Annotated in this window: 13 protein-coding genes and 1 pseudogene; 9 read left to right on the top strand and 5 right to left on the bottom strand. The window is 70.0% G+C overall.

Annotated elements, in window-relative coordinates:
• Window positions 1-218 precede the first annotated feature (218 nt).
• The 5 genes and pseudogenes from GF068_RS45000 to GF068_RS10370 all read left to right on the top strand — a co-directional run.
• Window positions 219-596 (top strand): annotated as a pseudogene (locus tag GF068_RS45000) (amidohydrolase family protein); the annotation flags it as partial.
• Between the two features lie 116 nt (window positions 597-712).
• The gene (locus GF068_RS44995) at window positions 713-1,045 is read left to right on the top strand and encodes a hypothetical protein (RefSeq protein ID WP_170319393.1); all 333 of its coding nucleotides are present in this window, start codon (window positions 713-715) and stop codon (window positions 1,043-1,045) included.
• A gap of 32 nt (window positions 1,046-1,077) precedes the next feature.
• The gene (locus GF068_RS10380) at window positions 1,078-1,902 is read left to right on the top strand and encodes an SAM-dependent methyltransferase (RefSeq protein ID WP_153819218.1); all 825 of its coding nucleotides are present in this window, start codon (window positions 1,078-1,080) and stop codon (window positions 1,900-1,902) included.
• A 32-nt stretch (window positions 1,903-1,934) separates the two neighbouring features.
• The gene (locus GF068_RS10375; RefSeq protein WP_153819217.1) at window positions 1,935-3,017 is read left to right on the top strand and encodes a tetratricopeptide repeat protein; all 1,083 of its coding nucleotides are present in this window, start codon (window positions 1,935-1,937) and stop codon (window positions 3,015-3,017) included.
• A gap of 5 nt (window positions 3,018-3,022) precedes the next feature.
• On the top strand, window positions 3,023-3,307 hold the full coding sequence (locus tag GF068_RS10370) for a hypothetical protein (protein WP_153819216.1): 285 nt from the start codon (window positions 3,023-3,025) through the stop codon (window positions 3,305-3,307).
• 43 nt (window positions 3,308-3,350) lie between these two features.
• Here the strand turns inward: GF068_RS10370 and GF068_RS10365 are convergent, their stop codons facing one another.
• Window positions 3,351-7,424: a TOMM system kinase/cyclase fusion protein gene (locus GF068_RS10365; RefSeq protein ID WP_153819215.1), complete on the bottom strand. Its 4,074-nt coding sequence runs from the start codon at window positions 7,422-7,424 to the stop codon at window positions 3,351-3,353.
• Window positions 7,425-7,750: 326 nt separating this feature from the next.
• Here GF068_RS10365 and GF068_RS10360 point away from each other — a divergent pair, with 326 nt between their 5' ends.
• Genes GF068_RS10360 through GF068_RS10345 form a run of 4 tightly spaced genes read left to right on the top strand, consistent with a single transcriptional unit; the run spans window position 7,751 to window position 11,774 of the window.
• A complete protein-coding gene (locus GF068_RS10360; protein WP_170319404.1) occupies window positions 7,751-8,941 on the top strand; it encodes a PQQ-dependent sugar dehydrogenase in 1,191 nt (396 codons plus the stop codon).
• A gap of 57 nt (window positions 8,942-8,998) precedes the next feature.
• Window positions 8,999-9,685, top strand: a complete 687-nt coding sequence (locus GF068_RS10355) for a DNRLRE domain-containing protein (protein WP_153819213.1) — start codon at window positions 8,999-9,001, stop codon at window positions 9,683-9,685.
• Complete coding sequence (locus tag GF068_RS46980; RefSeq protein WP_338046315.1) at window positions 9,682-10,710, top strand: ABC transporter ATP-binding protein; 1,029 nt, start codon at window positions 9,682-9,684, stop codon at window positions 10,708-10,710. The genes GF068_RS10355 and GF068_RS46980 overlap by 4 nt, the downstream gene beginning before the upstream one ends.
• Window positions 10,707-11,774 carry an ABC transporter ATP-binding protein gene (locus GF068_RS10345; RefSeq protein ID WP_338046314.1) on the top strand — a complete coding sequence of 356 codons (1,068 nt, stop codon included), beginning with the start codon at window positions 10,707-10,709 and terminating at the stop codon, window positions 11,772-11,774. Before GF068_RS46980 ends, GF068_RS10345 begins: the two co-directional genes overlap by 4 nt.
• A gap of 3 nt (window positions 11,775-11,777) precedes the next feature.
• Here GF068_RS10345 and GF068_RS10340 read toward each other — a convergent pair whose 3' ends face one another.
• From GF068_RS10340 to GF068_RS10325, 4 genes are all read right to left on the bottom strand, one after another.
• Window positions 11,778-14,063, bottom strand: coding sequence for an oxygen-binding di-iron domain-containing protein (locus tag GF068_RS10340; RefSeq protein ID WP_153819211.1), 2,286 nt, complete (start codon window positions 14,061-14,063; stop codon window positions 11,778-11,780).
• A 257-nt stretch (window positions 14,064-14,320) separates the two neighbouring features.
• Complete coding sequence (locus tag GF068_RS10335; protein ID WP_153819210.1) at window positions 14,321-14,860, bottom strand: hypothetical protein; 540 nt, start codon at window positions 14,858-14,860, stop codon at window positions 14,321-14,323.
• Between the two features lie 191 nt (window positions 14,861-15,051).
• On the bottom strand, window positions 15,052-16,548 hold the full coding sequence (locus tag GF068_RS10330; RefSeq protein WP_153819209.1) for a TolC family protein: 1,497 nt from the start codon (window positions 16,546-16,548) through the stop codon (window positions 15,052-15,054).
• Window positions 16,545-17,870, bottom strand: coding sequence for an HlyD family secretion protein (locus tag GF068_RS10325; protein WP_240806826.1), 1,326 nt, complete (start codon window positions 17,868-17,870; stop codon window positions 16,545-16,547). The genes GF068_RS10330 and GF068_RS10325 overlap by 4 nt, the downstream gene beginning before the upstream one ends.
• Between the last annotated feature and the right edge of the window lie 21 nt (window positions 17,871-17,891).

The following is a 17,891-nucleotide window of genomic DNA, read 5'->3' as shown; positions in this document are numbered from 1 at the left end:
ACCGGGATGATTCCGATGTCCTCAACTTTTTGCGCTATACTTGGCAGGCGTCGCCTGTCCTGTTCCCGACGCACGCGCACTATCTGACGGCGGTCGATGGGATGGCAGCGGGCCTCGCGGCTGCGTTCGCGCGCGCGTACAATGACTGGTAGCGCGACCTTTGCCGTGAGGAGCCCAGGCGGCTGCGCGGCGCAGGCCTGATCAGCAAGCAGGTCGCGGTGGCAATTCACGAGGGCACGCACGCGCGCGTCTCCACGGCGGGCGCCGATCGGTTCCGCACCCGCTTTGTGCAGCACGCCTGCTCGCATCCCATGGAGCAGATGATGGCCTTCCTGGCCTTGCTCGAGGCGGGCATCCTCGAACGGCACCCGCGGCTCGAGGTCGCGTTCCTGGAGGCCGGCGCGGGGTGGTTGCCGTACTGGTTGGGGCAGCTCGACGAGGTGGAGTACCGCGCGCTCGCCGGCGAGGTGTCGGAGAACGTCCGGCAAAAGCCGTCGATTTACTTCCGGAGGCAGTGTTATGTCACCGCCGAACGTGGTGAGCCTGGGCTGCTGGAGGTCTTGCGCTGGGCGGGCGAGGACCAGGTGCTTTTTGGCACGGATTTCCCGCACCTCGATCACACGGGCGATATCATCGACGGGGTCTTTCAGACGTGGAGCGATTTGCCGCGCGAAACGCTGCAGAAGAGCTGGAGAGGGACGAGCGCGAGCTCATGGATCTCTACGGCGTGCCTCGCATTCCAGCAGGGCGAGCATACATCGCGAAGCACTGGGAGGGATCGGCTTTCGGGGGTGCGTACCACGTCTGGCTCGCGGGGTACGGATCCGGAGGGATCAGCAAGCGAATGCTCAACCCGCCGCCGGGTATCTCGATCCATGTCGTCGGCGAAGCCTATTCGCAAAATCACGGTTGGGTCGAGGGCGCGCTGGAGACGGCCGAGGCGCTCCGGCGGACGCACTTCGGCCTGCAGCCGCCCCCAACGATGGCCTTGACAGACATCGCGGATGCTGGTGTTGTGCTTCTCTGCGGGGGGCAAACCCAGTGACCAGCAGAACGGATGAGGCGGGCTACCGACCCATGGGGAACGAGGGCTCTCTGCTCGTGGTCGGCACGGGCATCCAGTGGGGTGGGCAAACGACGATCGCCGCCAGGCACGCGATCGAAAAGGCCGAGCGAGTGCTGTTCGTCGTCGCCGATCCCTGGGCCTCGCAGTGGGTGCTCAGCCTGAATCCGCGCGCCGAGCAGCTTCCGTATCCGCTGGATGGACGTCCTCGCAGGCAGATCTATAGCGACATGGTGGAGCGCATCCTGAGCGAGGTACGGCTGGGACGACAAGTGTGCGCGGTCTTCTATGGGCATCCGGGCTTTCTCACGTTTCCCGGGCACGAGGCCGTTCGTCGCGCGCGCAGCGAAGGGTTCTCTGCGCGCATGTTGCCCGGTGTGTCCTCACTCGACTGCTTGATCGCCGATCTTGGGCTCGATCCTGGGCACGACGGCTGGCAGGTCTTCGAAGCGACGAGCTTTCTGACGCGCCCGCGTCAATTTGACATCCACACGTCGCTAATTCTCTGTCAGATTGGCGGGATCGGGAACCTCGGTCCATTCGACCCCTCCGACAGGGAGCGGATCCGGCGTGGACTCTCCGCTCTCGGCGAGCTGCTGTGCAGCCAGTTTCCGGCGACTCATGAGGCCGTGATCTACGAGGCGTCCGTTCACCCCGTCGATCCGCCCAGGATCGAGCGGATCACGCTCGGTCGACTCGAAGAGACGTCCGTGTCGGAGCTCTCGACGCTCCACGTGCCGCCCCTCGAGCGAGCTCCGCTCGACGCACGGATGATCGCGCGGCTGGGCATGGCCGCGCTGACGGACGAGCCTGACCGGAAGCACCTTTCCCGCGCCTGATCTTCATCATATAGAACAAGGAGGCATTCCCTGTGAACGACGAGATTGACAAGAGGAAGGGCTCACCGCAGCAGGCCGAGATGCTCCGTACGAGCGGCCTTTATGCAGACGCGATCGATTGCTTCACGGCGTGGCTCGCGCACAACGCGAACGATTCCTGGAGCCTCGCGCATCGCGGAGCCGCGAGGGCGGCGCTCGGCGATCATCGAGGCGCCATCGCCGATCTCGACCTGGCGATCGAGATGCGCAGGGGACGCTACCCCTGGGCTTTCGCACAGAAGGGAGAGGCGCACCGCGTCTACGTGCGCGATAGCCTTCCGTGGATCGAGGAGAACCTGCCGAGGATCGAGCAAGAGATCGACAGGTCGCTCGCGTCCTTCGCCGAGGCGATCAAGCAGTCCAGCGGTTACGCCTGGGCTTATGCACACAAGGGGGCAATGCACGCGGTCGCGAGCTTCATCTACAAGAGGATGCCCGGCATGAGCGGCGATGCAGGGCGTCACTTCAGCGAGGGGTCCAGGTGCTTCGAGAAGGCCGCCGAGCTGAACGGCGCGTACGCCTGGGCCATCGCTTTCCACGCCCTCCTGCACGCGACCAATGAGGATTTCACGAAGGCGCAAGCGCTGATGGGGCTGGCCATGCAGCGCAACGTGAACCACGATCTGCACCAGCACAGGGCAATGGCCGAGCTCCTGTATTATGGAGGCCAATACAAGGAGGCCTTGGTCCAGGGGTGGCTGACGCGTCAGGTCGACCCCGAGGACATCCTCGTGCTCTATTTCATCGCGCAGAGCCTCCACCGAACGGGGAGCGCGAACGCGAAGGGCGCCAGCGATCTTGCGCTCGATCGGCTCTGGACCCTGCTCAACATCAACGTCCTCATGATCTCCGGCCTCTACTACGCGAGGGGCGAGCCGAAGCAGGCCGCGGATATGCTTCGACTGCTGCTCGGGAAGCAGAACATGGAGACGCTATTCATTGCCCACAACGATCCGGTCTGGCAAGCATTGAAGAACAAGGACGCGGCGGGTGATGAAATGTCACCGGTCTACCACGCGCTCATCTCGGGCAAGGACTGCGTAGAGGACACGTCGGGGAAAGAGGTGAAGAAATGAATGAAATGGGAGAAGCCAGGTCGGCGCATCTCTTCGACTTGCTCACGCAGCTGAGCGTCGATCCCTTCAAATTCGAGGCGCTGCTGCGGGATCCGGCGAAGGTCATGGCGGAGGCCGGGCTTTCGCCCGCCGAGCAGGCGCTCATCGAGCGCCGCCTCCAGGGGGAGAGCCACGCGGCGACGCCGCCGGTGAGGGGCGCGTTCGTCTGGGATCCCGGTGATGATCCCGATCCGAACCCGGATCCGATGCCCGAGAGGCCCGCAGACGCCTTCCTCGCGAGCAGGGCCTGAGGCGCAGCCGTCCAGCGCCGGCGTCTGCCGGCGCCATGGGCAGCTAATCCAGCAATTCGCGCGCCTCACGGAGCAGCGGCGTGTCGTGCCCCTCGGAGAACCACGCGTAGATAGGGCGAATGGCCTCTTTTGCCGCGTCGATGTCGCCGCGCTGGCGGAGCAGCCTTGCCAGCGCGGTGCTGGCCTTCAGCTCGAGCATCCTCGCGCTTTGCAGCTGAGCGACCGCGATGGCCTGCCGGAAGCAATCCTCGGCGGCGCGCTCCGCGCTCGCGTCTCGCGCGAGCAAGCACGCACCCTTGAGGCGCAGTAGCTCGGCCTTGTAGTAGAGCTCCGAGCTCTCCTCGCCTTGCCGCAGCGTGGCTTCCAGCCGCGCGAGCGCGGCATCGCACTGGCCGACCTCGATCTCGAGCTCCGCGCAGAGGGCGCTCCATGCCGACATTCCGCACTCCTGTCCCGCCGCGCGGAGATTGGCGACGAGGCGCCCGGCAGCTTCGGCGTCGCGCTTGACCCAGCTCCGGAAGATGTTTCCATAGCTCTGAAGCATACCGAGGCCATACCGTTCGGATATTTCCAGGACGGTCTCCGTCAGCTCCATCGCCCTGTCGCGCTCGAGCTGCCAGAAATGAATGGCTGCCAGGTAGAAGAGGGCGGCCAGGTAGCTCTCGTTGTGCTTCACCTCGCGGCCCCAATCCACCGCGGCCTGGCCGTGGCGTATGGCTTGTTCGGGGTATCCGAGGAACCAGAGCAGGTTGGCCTGTGTCATGTGGGCGTACACGCGGGAGTCGAGGCCGAACATGAATGCATGTCCGCGGTGCGCGGCGGGCTCATAGAGCGGCAGCGCGCGGTCGATCTGCCGCCGCCCCTCCTCGAACTTGCCCTCGGTGAGCAGCGCCTGGGCGAGCAGGCAAAGCGTGGCCAGCTCGTGACCGACATCCTGTGTGCGCTCGGCGAAGGTGAGCATACGCTCCGCGAGCGCGCGCGCCTTCAAGCGATAGCCGCGCAGGTGGTGGTACATGAAAAGCGCCCACAAGGTCGGCATCGAGTGGGGGCCGTCGCCCAGGGTATCAAGCAATTCCTGGGAGCGCGCGAGCGTCGTCGCGACCTCGGGCGACGCATAACCCTGGCGAGCCATCAGCCCCATGGTGAGCATGCCGTTCAAGCCCAGCTCGGTCTGGGCACGCTCTTCCGGTGCTTCAATGGCGTCCACCCATGAAAGCGCATCCCGAGCCTGGCTCGTGGCTTCTGCGAACGACGAGCGCTGAAGCGCGCTCATGGTCGCCTTCTGCGCATACCCGATCGCCTCCCGCTTCTGCTCCGCCGCCGCGTGGTGATGTGCCAGCAGATCCGGCCGGTCGTTCACCACGCTGGGGAACTTCTCCTCGAGCGCCTTCGTGATCCGCGCGTGCACCCCCTGCCGCGATCGCTTCAGCATCGAGTCGTACGCCGCGTCGCGCACGAGCGCGTGCTTGAACAGGTACGCCGGGTTCTTGAGCCTCCGCTTGCGGTAAGCGAGCTCCGCCGCGACGAGTTTGTCCAGGTGCTCCTGCACCTCCGCCGGGTCGAGCGCGCTCACCTCGCGCAAGAGCTCGAACGTGAACTCCCGGCCGATCGCGGCGGCGACCTGCGCCGTCTCCTTGGCGCCGCCGATCCGATCGAGGCGCGCCATCAGCGAGTCGCGTAGCGTGCTCGGGATGGAGTGCTCGGAGAGCGGTCGCGCGAGCACGTAACGGTCTTCGCGCTCGACCAGCGTGCCGGCCTCGATCATCGCCAGGATGAGCTCCTCCACGAAGAGCGGCACGCCGTCGGTGCGGTTCGTGATCTGCTCGAGCACCTCCGCGGGCAACCCGCGGCCGCCCGTCACCTTCGCCGCCATCTGCTCGATCTCCGGCTTGCCCAGGCGGCCGAGCTGGATCTGGAGCGCGGCGTTCGAGGGCCACGGCGGCGTGAACTCGGGCCGCGCCGTGAAGAGCGCGAGCACGCGCGCGGAGCCCACCTCGGCGACGAGCTGGCCGAGCAGCTCGACCGTGCTCGGATCGGCCCAGTGCAGGTCCTCGATCGCGAGGACGACGGGCTCCTTCTCGCTCATCTCGAAGAGCAACGAGAGCACCGCGTTGCGCGTCAGCTCGCGCTGCTTCTGCGGCGAGACGTCGAGCGGCGCCCACTTGCTCGGCAGCGACATCGACAGGAGCGGCGCGAAGAGCGGCATCACCTCGGAGAGGTCGAAGCCGTGCAACGAGAGCAGCGCCTCGAGCTTGCCGAGCCGGACCTCCGACCCGCCCTCGCGCTGCGGATCGAGCAGGCGATCGAGCAGGTCGACGATGGGGTAAAAGGCGCTGTTCACGCTGTCCGGCGTGCAGCGGCACTCGAGCCAGGTGCGCGCCTCGCTGCCGAGCCGCTCGTCGAGCTCGCGGGCGAGGCGCGATTTGCCGATGCCCGGCTCGCCGCTCACGAGCGCCGCTTGCCCGGCGCCGCCGCGGGTCCGCGTGAAGAGATCGAGCAGCGTCGCGAGCTCGCGCTCGCGGCCGACGAGCGGCATGTCGCGCACGCCCGACGACGGATCGCCCTCGCGCAGCACGAAGGTCTCCACCGGCGCGGTGCTGTCGTCGACGGCGCGTACGCCGTACTCCTCGAGGAGGAACTGCTTGCGGAGAAGGCGCTGCGTGCTGCCGCTGAGGAGGATGGTCCCGGCCTTCGCGAGGCCGGAGAGGCGCGTGGCGAGCTTGGGCGTCGTGCCCATCACGTAGCCGAGGCCGGTGGTGGGGGTGGGATCACGCAGCTCGCGCGCGACCACGAGGCCCGTATGGATGCCGATGCGCAGGTCGACGCGCGCCTTGCGCTCGGCGAGCAGCGCGGGGCTGCGCCGGCGGATCTCCGCGGCCATCGCGAGGGCCGCGCGCGCCGCGCGCCGGGCGTCGTCCTCGCGGGCCGCGGGGTAGCCGAAGTAGAAGAGCACCGCGTCGCCCAGCGCGCCCGCTACGTGGCCCTCGAAGCGGCGGGCGATCTCCGTGCACGCCTCCTGGTGCACGCCGAGGATCTGATCGAGCTCCTCCACGTCGGCCGCCCTCGGCCCCACGCCCGCCGCGCTGAGGCTGCAGCACAACGCGGTGATCTGCCGGCGCTCGCCCTCGACGAGCCGCTGTGACGGGGGGCTGGGTCGGTACGCGGCGTTTGGCATGTTGATCGTCGCCGTCGCCGCGTCCGGGGCCGCCGGCGTGATCTGCACGGGCCCGGTCCGCTGGCGCAGCCCGCTCATGTCGCACGCCTCGAGCTCGCGCATGAGCGGCTGGGCCGCGGCGTCGCGCGCCTCGGGGTTCTTCGAGGTCACGCGCCGGAGGATCCTCCCGAGCCGGTGATCGGCGATGTAGTCGGGGATCGGGATGGGATCGGGAGAGAGCTGCTTGAACACGACCTCGGCGAGGGTCGCGCCGTCGACGACGCGCTTGCCCGTGAGGCACTCGAGGAAGACCAGGCCCCAGGCGTAGAGGTCGGACTGCGGCGTCGGGGGCTGGCCGAGGAGCTGCTCCGGCGCCGCGTAGGAGGGCGTGCCGATCGACTCGTTGCTCACCGTCAGGCGCTCTTTGTCCTCGCGCCGCGCCTCCTGCGTGAGCGCGCCGATGCCGAAATCGAGCACGACCGCGTTCCTTCGCGCGCCGGTGGGGATGATCATGATGTTGGCGGGCTTGAGGTCGCGGTGGACCACGCCCTGGGCGTGCGAGCACGCGAGCGCGTCGAGGATCTGCGTCATGAAGTGCCGGACCTCGAACGGATCGAGGCGGCCCTCCTCGGCGATCACCTCCGCGAGGTTCTTCCCGGGTACGAAGGCGAAGACGGAGTAAACGATGCCATCGGCGGCTTGCCCCGAGTCCATGAGGCGGACGATGTTGGGGTGGTGCATCTGCGCGCAGATCTGCATCTCGCGCTGGAAACGAGCGATCCGCTTCGCCTGCGCCTGCGAGCCGTCGGTCTCCGGCAGGCGCAGCACCTTGATGGCCACGGATTGCCCGGTCGCGAGCTGCCGCGCCTTGTACACCGTGCCAAACCCGCCCTCCCCGAGCTGATCGAGGAGCTCGTACCGGTCGCGAAACACCGCCTTGATCGTCTCGGCTGTATCCTGCATCGTGACGTTCCCCGGCCAGGATACATCACAAGCACTCCGCGGTTTGCCGTATCTGCGCAGGGCGCGCCCGAAGGCTGCGCCGGCCGCGTGGTGACGACAGGACGAACCCTCGAACACTCCCGCCGCGCAGGGCGCCGGCGCACACGCGCGCTCGGCTCGGCCGCGCTCCGCTGCCCCGAGCGCTTCGAATGGCAACCTCGTTCCAGGGCCTTGCCTGATACCTGGCGGAACGCGCGCACGCGGCCTACCGCTTGCAGGCGCCCCTCCCGATGCCGCGCGTGTGCCCTCGAGGACCCTCTCCCAGGACCTGGTACGGCCTCGCCGGGGTGCTGCTCGGGGGGGCCCTCGGCGCGCTCGGGGCCGGCTGCTCGGCGAACAATACGCCACGCGTGGACACACGATGCACATTCGTGCCGGCGTCGAGCCCGCGCCCGCCCGGCGGCGCCGCTCTGAAGGCCGAGACCGTCGCGGACGGGCTCGAAGTGCCGTGGGGGCTCGCCTTTTTGCCCAGCGGGGACCTGCTCGTGACCGAGCGGCCGGGCCGCGTCCGCCTGCTGCGCCAGGGCGCGTTGACGCCTCCCCTGCTCGTCCTGCCCGCGGTCGAGGAGGGGGAGGGCGGGTTGCTCGGCATTGTCGTGGATCCCGAGTTCTCCAAGAATCGTTATTTTTATACATACGCCACGATGCGCGGGCCGGACGGGCCCGAGAATCAGATCGAGCGATATCGGCTCGCGGAGGACCTCGCGAGCGCGACGCGTGACAAGGTGCTGCTCGCGGGGATCCCGGCGGGTCGATTCCACAATGGCGGACGGCTCCGCTTCGGGCCGGACGGTATGCTTTACGTGGGGACGGGGGACGCGCAGCACCCGGAGCTCGCGCGGGATCCGAAGAGCCTCGCCGGCAAGCTCTTGCGAATGACGCGGGACGGGGAGATCCCCGCGGACAACCCCACGCGCCGGAGCCTCGTGTACCTGAGCGGCGCGCGGAACGTGCAGGCCTTCGCGTTCGCGCCGAGCGGGGAGGTGCTCGTCGCGGATCACGGGCCGAGCGGGGAGATGGGCCGGGAGGGGCACGACGAGATCACGCGGGCGAAGGCGGGCGACGATCTCGGCTGGCCCACGTATTACGGCTGCGAGGTGGCGCTCGGGGTGACGGCGCCGTCGTTGGTCTTCGAGCAGGCGACGCCGCCGGGCGGGGCCGTGCTTTACGAGGGGGACGCCATTCGCGAGTGGAAAGGGAGCCTGATCGTGGCGACGCTCGGCTCGCAGCACCTGCACCGCGTGAGCTTCGCGCGGGACGATCCGCGGCGGGTCGAGCACCACGAGGTGTATTTCCAGGGCAACGGGCCGACGGGGCTCGGGCGGCTGCGGGACGTGGTGACGGGGCCCGACGGGGCGCTCTACGTGACCACGAGCAATTGCGACGGCCGCGGCGATTGTCCTCCCGACGGGGACAAGATTTACCGAATCACCCGGTGGTCGCCGCCGCCGGCGCCGCTCCCTTCGCCGGAGGGGTGACGAACCTTTTCCGTGGTGGGAGCGGGACGGCACTTTTGCTAGGGTCCCGGGGCCGTCGTGTGGATCGCTCGCCCGCCCTTCGCCGTGCTGCTCGCCCTTTTGCCGCTCGGCTGCGTGCAGACGCCACCCGGCCCGCCGCTCTGCGCCGCGGACGTGCCCTGCGCCGCCGCGGGTGACATCTGCGTGGTCGGCCGCTGTCGGCCGAAAAAGGACACGTCCTTCGCCGCGATGGACGCGCGCCGCCTCCTGCTCTTCCCGGACGCGGTCGCGGTCGTCTCGTCGAAGGGGCCGAGCGGCGGCGGGGAGGCGCTGCCGGAGGTGGTCTCGCTCGGGAGCCGCGCGGCCGGGGAGACGTCGCTCCTGCTCCGCTTCGAGGTGCCCGTCGCCCACGCGGGGGAGGTCGCGTCGGCGTTCCTCGTGCTGGAGACGGCGACGTCGTCCGAGCCACCCACCGAGCCCGTGCCCCTCTCGATCGCGCGGATCCTCGAGCCCTGGCGCGACGATTTCGTCTCGTGGGGCCGGAGCCCGCGGCTCGACGTGGCCGAGAAGGCGGGCACGGTCTTCGTGACGTCCCCGAGCCCGATCCGGTTCGACGTGACACACGTGGTGAAGCGCTGGGCGCAGAGGACGGGCGAGGAGCACGGCCTCGCGGTGCTCGCGGACGACGCGGATCCGCGCGGGGTCACGATCTCGCTCGGCGTCGTGGAGAAGCGGGGCCCGCGCCTCGAGGTCTACGTCCGGTGACGACCGGCGAGCCGCTCCTCTCGGTCCGCGACCTCGCCGTCTCGTTCGCGACCGCCGAGGGAACCCGCGTGCAGGCGCTCGACGGCGTCTCGTTCGACGTCCCGCAAGGCAAGACCGTCGGGCTCGTGGGCGAGTCGGGCTGCGGCAAGACGGCGACGGCGCTGTCGATCCTGCGCCTCTTGCCCGCGCCGAGCGCGCAGATCGATCGCGGCGCGATCGTCTTCCAGGGCGAAGACCTGCTCCGGCTCCCGGAGCGCGCGATGCAGCGGGTGCGCGGCGGCAAGATCGGCATGGTGTTCCAGGAGCCGCTGACGGCGCTCACGCCCGTCTACTCGGTGGGCGCGCAGGTCATGGAGGCGATCCGCCTGCAGGAGCGCATGTCCCTCAAGGAGGCGAAGACCCGCGCGATCGAGCTCCTGCGCAAGGTGGGTTTGTCCCACCCCGCCGAGCGCTTCGACAGCTACCCGCACGAGCTCAGCGGGGGCATGCGGCAGCGGGTGCTCCTGGCGATGGCGCTCGCCGCGCCGCCGCGGCTGCTCGTCGCGGACGAACCCACGAGCGCGCTCGACATGGCGCTACGCGCGCAGATCATGGCCCTGCTCGCCGACCAGGCGCGCGAGCTCGGGATGAGCTTGCTCGTGATCACCCACGATCTGCCGTTCGTCGCGGAGATCGCGCACGAGATCGTGGTGCTTTACGCGGGGCAGGTGGTCGAGACGGGGCCACCTTCGCGGGTGCTCGCGTCGCCGCGGCACCCGTACACGCAGGCCCTCGTGCGTAGCGTGCCGCCCGCGGGCTCGTTCCGGAAGCGCGGCGAGAAGCGCAAGGCCCTGCCGACGATCGAAGGATCACTGCCGGATCCGGGGAGCGCTCCCCGCGGATGCCGCTTCGCGCCGCGTTGCCCGGACGTGATGGATCGGTGCCGCGAGGAGGCGCCGCCGCTCTTCGTCTCCTCGCGCCCGCCCGCGTCGGTCCGGTGTTTCCTGCACGAGCGGGCGGCAGAGCCGGGAGGAGGCGCGGCGTGAGCGGACCGGACAAACCGCGCTCGACCAAGCCGCTGCTCCAGGTCGAGAAGCTCTCGACCTTGTTCCCGGTCCGGCAGGGCCTCTTCAAGGCGACGAAGTTCCTGCACGCGGTCGACGGCGTGAGCTTCTACATCCGGCCCGGCGAGACGCTGGGGCTCGTGGGCGAGTCGGGTTGCGGCAAGAGCACGCTCGGGCGCACGGTGCTGCGCCTCGTCGAGCCCACGCTCGGGCGCATCGTCTTCGACGGGCAGGACATCACGCGCCTCTCCGAGCGCGCGCTCCGACCGCTGCGCCGGCGCATGCAGATCGTCTTTCAGGACCCGTACTCGTCCTTGAACCCGCGCTTGACGGTGCGCGAGATCGTCGGCGAAGGGATCGCGGCGCTCCGGCTCGCGAAGACCACGCGCGAGGCGGACGAGACCGTCCTCGAGATGGTCACGAAGGTGGGGCTCGGGCCCGCGTCGCTCGATCGGTACCCGAGCGAATTCTCGGGCGGGCAGCGGCAGCGGATCGCCATCGCGCGGGCGCTCGCGGTGCGGCCCGACTTCGTGGTCTGCGACGAACCGACGAGCGCGCTCGACGTGTCGGTGCAGGCGCAGATCCTCAACCTGCTCGAGCGGCTGCAGGACGAGCTCTCGGTGAGCTACCTGTTCATCTCGCACGACCTGCGCGTGGTGGGCTACATGAGCCACCGCATCGCGGTGATGTACCTCGGCCGCATCGTGGAGATGGGCCCGGCGCGCGAGGTGTCGGAGCGGAGGCTCCATCCGTACACGCGCGCGCTCTTCGGGGCGCTGCCGCGCGAGGACGGTGATCCGCGGCCGAGGCGCGTGCTCCATGGCGAGCCGCCGCGCCCGCTCGAACCGCCGCGCGGCTGCGTGTTCCAGTCCCGTTGCCCGAAGTCGGAGCCGGGGCGCTGCGACGTCGAGGCGCCGGAGCTCACGGAGCTCGTGCCCGGCAGCCACCACCGCGTGGCTTGTTTCCACCCGGAGGGCGTCGACGCGCACGCGCCGCGCTCGAGCGCGCGGCCCTCGGTGCCGGCGCTGCCGCCCGCGGACGTGTGAACGTCAGCCGCCGATCTGATCGGACGACTCGGCGTCCTCGATCCGGATGTCGGGCGAGGGCAGCTCGAGCTCCTCGCAGGCGAGGACCGCCTCGAGCTTGATCGGGTTGGCGATGGTCGGGGTTTGTCCGACCGTGAGGGCCTCGACCACGGCGCCGAGCGTCCAGCGGCCGAGGGAGGCGAGGCGCACGTCGTCGCCGCTCATCTGGAGCGTGTCGCGCAGGTCCTCGTGCTGCTGGAGCAGATCGTCGGCCTCGCGGCCGAGGACCATGCGGGCCGTGCGGACGACGCGGCGGAGCACGCTGTTCCAGGCCGTGAGTGTCTCCTCGTCGGTGACGTCGTCGAGGATGTCGAGGCCCACGGGCAGGCGCGCGATCCGCTCGATGTAGCGGTGGAGCAGGGCGCCGCGCAGGAGGCGGCCGTGCTGCGGGGCGATGATCTCGACCGGCGGATCGAGGGCGCGGATGGCGTCCATCGCGCGGACGAGCACGCGGTTCGTCGGCATGTACGTCTGGTGGAAGGCGCGGATGCCGGGCCAGTCGCTCTCGTCGGCCCAGAGCCCGCGCGCCTCGATTGGCGTGAGGCCGCCGAAGAGGTCGCCCGTGAAGAGCACGCGTGTCTCCGGGTCGTAGAGCATCACGGCGCCGCGGAAGTGGCAGAAGGGGCTCGGGACGGGCAGCATCGTGTGGCCCGTGGGCACGTCGAAGCCGCGCGGGAAGCGGGCCGTGTCGATGTATCGCTCGGGCGGCAGGTTGAAGTGCACGATGAGGCGCCAGGTCGACTCCGAGCAGACGATCGAGGCGCCGGGCGCGTAGCGGGCCGAGATCACGGCGGCGCTCGAGCCGACGTCCGGGTCCTGGTGGTTGATGTACAGCGCCGAGAGCTTGTTCATCCCGCCGATGAGCGTGCCGATCTTGGCCGAGACGACGGCGAAGTCCGAGCTCGATCCGGGGTCGACGAGCATGTGGAACGGACCCGCCTGCTCGAAGCCGGGCTTGGGGCGGAAGATGCGCAGGTACGGGTTCGCGTGGAAGATGCTCTTCGGATCACGCTTGCCGACCCAGAACGTGTCCTTCGCGATCTCGATGGGCGAGACGATCTCGGGCCGGTCGAGCTGTTGCGGCGTGGGGCGCGACGCGCCGTGCGGGCTCGCGGCGGGCGAGAGGGGGCCGCCGCCGCGCGAGGGCAGGAGCTGCGGGGGCGTGCCGGACGACGCGTACGCCGCGACGGCGTGGGGCGCGAGCGGCGGCGAGGTGGTCGGCGTGGGCATCGTGTCCGGCTGCATGCGCTTGGCGACGCCCATGGCGAGGGTGGCCGGCTCGGAGCTCGTGCCGAGCTTCGGCTCCGCGTGCGCCTTGGCCTGCGCGCGGGGGCCTTCGACGTGGATGCCGGGCGAGATGCGGGTCGTCGGCTGCATCGCGTCGACGACGGCGGCGCGCATCGAGGCGGCGTCGGGGAAGCGGTTCGCCTTCTCGAACTGGAGGGCGCGGTCGACGATGTCGACCACGGCCTTCGGCAGGCCGGGCGCGACGAGCGCGAGCGAGCCGACGGGCTTGGTGGCGGCGAGGATCAGGCTGCCGGTGATGTTTTGCGCCTCGTGCACGAGGTGGCCCGAGAGGAGCGTGTAGAGGGTCGCGCCGACGGCCCAGAGGTCGCTCGTCGCGTCGACCTCGGCCCAGTCGCCGCGCGCCTGCTCGGGGGGCATGAAGCCGGGCGTGCCCATGGTCGTGCCGAAGCTCGTGGCGATGCGGCCTTGCTGGACGGCCGCCTCGAGCACGCGGGCGAGGCCGAAATCGAGGACCTTGATGGTGCCGCTCTGCGTGAGGAAGATGTTCTCGGGCTTGAGGTCGCGGTGGAGGATGCGCTTCTCGTGGGCGGCGACGAGCACGTCGAGCACGGCGTGCGCGAGCGTGAGCACCTCGGGCGTGGGCAGCCTGCCGCCGCAGCGCTGGGCGATGCGGTCGTAGGTCTCGCCTTCGAGCAGCTCCATGACGAGGAAGGCGAGCCCGTCGTCGGTCTCGTCGTCGTCGAGGATGCGCACGACGCCGGGGTGGCCGACGGCGTTGGCGGCGTAGCCCTCGTGGTGGAACCGGGCCTTGATCGCGGGCTCGGCGGCGAGGTCCGGGTGCAGCACCTTGACGGCCGCGCGGTTCTTGTTGCGATGCGTGGCCCCGTAGACGGCCGCCATGCCGCCCACGCCGAGCAGCATATCGAGCCGCCATTTCCCTTTCAAAAGCGTGCCGATGCGCGCCTCTGCGCGCCCTCGATTCGCCCGTTCCATGGCGATCATGCGGTCGTTTCCCCTCGGGGGACCCTCCGCGACCACATTGCGGAAAGCTCCAGAGTGAAGTGAATGTCAGGATAGCATGGCCACGCGGACCAGGCGAGGCGATCACCATCGCAATGCCTGTCACGTCACTGACGTTGCTCCCTCGAAATGGGTATCACCCAATTCGTCGACGGGACGGCGACCGGAGCGCGTGTCGTCGGACCATGGAGGACAAACGCGCCCACCCCGCATGTGGAGGTGGGCGCGTGAGGGTCCGATCAGGACTGGGCCTGCTCTTCTTCTTCTTCGACTTCGGCGGCCTCGTCCTGCGCGCTCGGCACGACGCCCGTCCCGAGCTGCGACATGATCTGGGTGCGCCACGAGATCAACGTCTGCGCGCGGCGGCCCGCCGTCGAATCCGACAGCCCGCTGAGCTTCACGATCTGCTTCGTGATCGCGTCCTGCGCGGGCGGTTTGTCGGAGAGGATCCCGGGGGCGATCGCGCCGATGATTTCGCTGTCCTGGATGGACTTGCGGAACTCCTCGCGCTCCTCGCCGCTCCCGGCCGCGGCATTACGCAGCGCCTTGCCGACCTCGGTGACGCCGAACCCGCCGCCCTCTTCCTCCACCAGGAACCCGAGCACCCGAGCGGTGTGGAGCCCGTAGAGGACGTGGCGGGGGTTGATCCCGGTGCGGTCGGAGACGTCGGCCTTCGTTTTCGAGCCATCGGCGACGGCATCGATGATGCGGCGGACGTTTTCGAGGCTGTCTGCTTGGGGAATGTCTTTGCTTTCGAGACGACGGCGAGCGGTCGGCATGTTGAGGAGGCGGAGTCTACATGCAGACCGGCGTGTGTTCCGCCAAAAATTTGCCCGAACGTGTCGAGCCCCCGCCGGAGGCCCCTCCACGCGGCTGGAACCGCGTGACGAGGCCCCCTCGACGGGAGCATGATCGATACTTTTGACCCGGCTTACGTGGCGTGGATCACGTGACTCGCGGGGGAGCGAGGTCAACGAACGGCGCTCGGGGCGCCCGCGGTCGCGGCGCGGTAGGCGGCGAGGGCCTTCTGCCAGTCGGCCACGGCGTCGATCTGGCGGAGCGCCGCTTCGAGCGCGGCCTGCTCGCGCAAGTTCACGAGCAGGAGCGTGCCTTCGCCGAGCTCGAAGCGCTTGAGCTCCTGGTCGGCGAGCCTGCGCGCGACGTCGACCTCGGCGCGCGCCGCCGCGGCGCGCTGCTCGGCCGCCACGAGCGCAGAGGCCGCGTCGCGGACGTCGGCGACCACGCGATCACGCTGCAGCCGCGCCTGGGCCTCGATGCGCGAGACCTGCGCCGACGCGGCCTGCTCGCGCCCGGTGGCGGCGCGGTTGAGCAGCGGGATGTCGACGACGACGGCCGCCTCGAGCACGGGCTTCGCTTGTTTCGGATCCCCCGGGCCGAGGTCCTGCGAGCCGACGACGACGAGGTCGATCGCAGGGCGCCGCTGGTTCTCGGCCCAGCGGCGCTCGACCTCGGCTTGCTCCTTCTGCGCGTCGAGGCGCTTGAGCTCGGGCCTCCGCTCCAGCGCAGCCCGCTCGTCCGCTCGGATACGCGCGACGTCGAGCGGCGTGGGCTCGGGCATCGACGAGGGCAAACGCGAGGGCTCGGGCAGGATGGACGAACCATCGGCGGCGCGCAGGAAGAGCGAGAGCTCGATCGCCGACTGTTCGAGCGCGCGCTGCGCGGAGACGAGCTGCGCCCTGCGCTGGAGGATCGCGCGCTGGTTCTCCTGCCGCTCGATCGCAGGCACGTCCCCCGTCTCCACGCGCCGCGCGAGCGCGCCGTCGCGCACGATCGCGAGGTCGAGCCAGGAACGCGCGACGGCGAGCCTCCGGCCCGCGGCGACCCAGTCCCAGTAGCGGAACGAGGCGACACGCGTGGCGTCGATGCGCTGCTGATCGGCGCCCTGCGTGGCCGCGTCGACGCCGAGCTCGGCGCGCCGGATGCTCGCGCGGCGGCGGTCGATCGGGCCGTCGCGCCAGAGGTTGAGCCGCGCGCCGGCGCGGACCTCGCCGTACTGGTTCGTGGCGAGCTTGCCGTCGTAGACGGGGTACGCGCCGAGGCCGAGGCGGTAGCCGGCGAAGACGCTCGATCCCCACCACGGCAGCGGCTGCTCGACGAAGGTGTCGAGCCGCTGCGAGGGATAGCCGCCGATGGGGATCACGGCCGCGCTCGTGCGCCACGATGGATCGAACCCGCCGGACGCCGAGAGCTTCTCGGCCTCGGCCACGGCGCGATCCTGCTGGGCCGCGAGGATGAGCGGGAAGCGCTGCTCGACCGTGCGGACGAGCTCGTCGAGCCCGAGCTCTCCGGCGCTCGTCGAGGCCGTCGTCGCGGGCCCCGGCGGCGTGGGGAGCGAGGTGGTCACGTCCGTCGCCCCCGAGGGAGTTTGTCCGTTCGCGACCGCCGTCCACGCGAGCCCGAGCATGATGGCGAGCCCGCGGGCGAGGGTTCGTCCGGGAACCGTCACTTGCCACCTCCCTTCTGGTCGCCCTTGTCCTTGCCGTCCTTCGAGCCGTCGTCCGGCAGCGCGGGCCACTGCGGCGGGAAGCCGTTGAACTGGCGCCAGAGCTCGTAGCCGAGCGAGACGCGGTCGAGCAGGACCCAGCCGTTCGCGCGCGTGCCTTGCCGCAGGTATTGCCTCGCGGGCCAGGGCTCGACGCCGTCCGGCGTGACGACCACGCGGAACTTGCCGGCGCCGTCGTCCGTGGCGTCGACGAACGCGACCTTGCCGCCGTAGGTGCCGACGGCCGCCGAGGGCCAGCCGGAGAACTGGATCGCGGGCCAACCCTCGAACTGGAGGCGCACGTCGCGGCCCGGGGTGACGAGGTTGACGTCGTTGCCGTCGACCCAGAGCTCGACCGCCGCCTCGTCGGTGTCGGGCACGAGCACCGCGAGGACCTCGCCCGACTTGATCATCTCGCCGCCCTGCTTGGCGACGACGCGCAGCACCGTGCCCGCGCGTGGCGCCTTGACGCTCTGGGTGAGCTGCCGGGCGAGCCGCACCTCCATGCGCGCCAGCTCCGCGGTCGCCGACGCGATCTCGGACTCGGCGGACGCGCGGGAAGCCGTCGCGTCGTTGATGGAGGCGCTCGCGTCGTTGCGGATCTTCGCGAGGTCTGCGCCGAGCGCGGTCTCCTCGGAGCGAGCGGCCGAGACCGCGGCGCCTGCCCGATCCATGTCGGTGCGCGTGCGCGCCTCGTCGAGCTCCGCGAGCTCGACCTGCCGCTTGGACGACAGGCCCTCGTCGAAGAGCGAGCGCTGCCTCGCCAGGTTGAGCTCGGCCGTCTTGTGCGCCGCCTTCGCCGCGACGACCGCTTGTTCTGCGGCGCGCACGCGGTCCCTCGCCATCTTCACGCGCGACGAGGCCGCGTCGAGCGCGCTGTCGCGGGAAGACTCGAGCGACCGGATACGATCTCCCACGGCGGAGACGCGCGCGCGGGCCGCCTCGATCCGCGCGTCGACGGCGTCCTTCTCGCGCTCGAGGCGCGAGACGAGCTCCGGATCGTTGTCGGCGATGTCGGCGATCGCCGCGCCCTCCGCGACGCGGTCGCCCTCCTGCACGTGCCAGCGCACGACGCGGCCCTCGACGGGCGCCTCGATCGTCTGCTGGCGATCGAGCGGGGCGAAGGCGATCACCCGCCCGTGCGCCGGCGAGTTCTGCTGCCAGGGCACCACCACGAGCGAGAGCGCCACCAGCACGAACAGCGTGATCAGCATCCGCGCGATCGTCCGCGTCAGCCGCGGCGCGCGGACGAGGCGCATCACGTCGCGCTCCCCTTCGAGGACCATCGTTCGGTGTGGGTTCAGTCT

This window comes from Polyangium spumosum (genome assembly GCF_009649845.1).
GTDB classification, from domain to species: domain Bacteria; phylum Myxococcota_A; class Polyangia; order Polyangiales; family Polyangiaceae; genus Polyangium; species Polyangium spumosum.
This window is presented reverse-complemented; position numbering and strand designations above follow the sequence as displayed.

What these genes read in the sequence shown, in the direction of transcription:
- GF068_RS44995 (WP_170319393.1), top strand. Translation starts at nt 713, where the DNA reads ATGGATCTCTACGGCGTGCCTCGCATTCCAGCAGGGCGAGCATACATC.
- GF068_RS10380 (WP_153819218.1), top strand. Translation starts at nt 1,078, where the DNA reads ATGGGGAACGAGGGCTCTCTGCTCGTGGTCGGCACGGGCATCCAGTGG.
- GF068_RS10370 (WP_153819216.1), top strand. Translation starts at nt 3,023, where the DNA reads ATGGGAGAAGCCAGGTCGGCGCATCTCTTCGACTTGCTCACGCAGCTG.
- GF068_RS10365 (WP_153819215.1), bottom strand. Translation starts at nt 7,424, where the DNA reads ATGCAGGATACAGCCGAGACGATCAAGGCGGTGTTTCGCGACCGGTAC.
- GF068_RS10340 (WP_153819211.1), bottom strand. Translation starts at nt 14,063, where the DNA reads ATGATCGCCATGGAACGGGCGAATCGAGGGCGCGCAGAGGCGCGCATC.
- GF068_RS10335 (WP_153819210.1), bottom strand. Translation starts at nt 14,860, where the DNA reads ATGCCGACCGCTCGCCGTCGTCTCGAAAGCAAAGACATTCCCCAAGCA.
- GF068_RS10325 (WP_240806826.1), bottom strand. Translation starts at nt 17,870, where the DNA reads ATGGTCCTCGAAGGGGAGCGCGACGTGATGCGCCTCGTCCGCGCGCCG.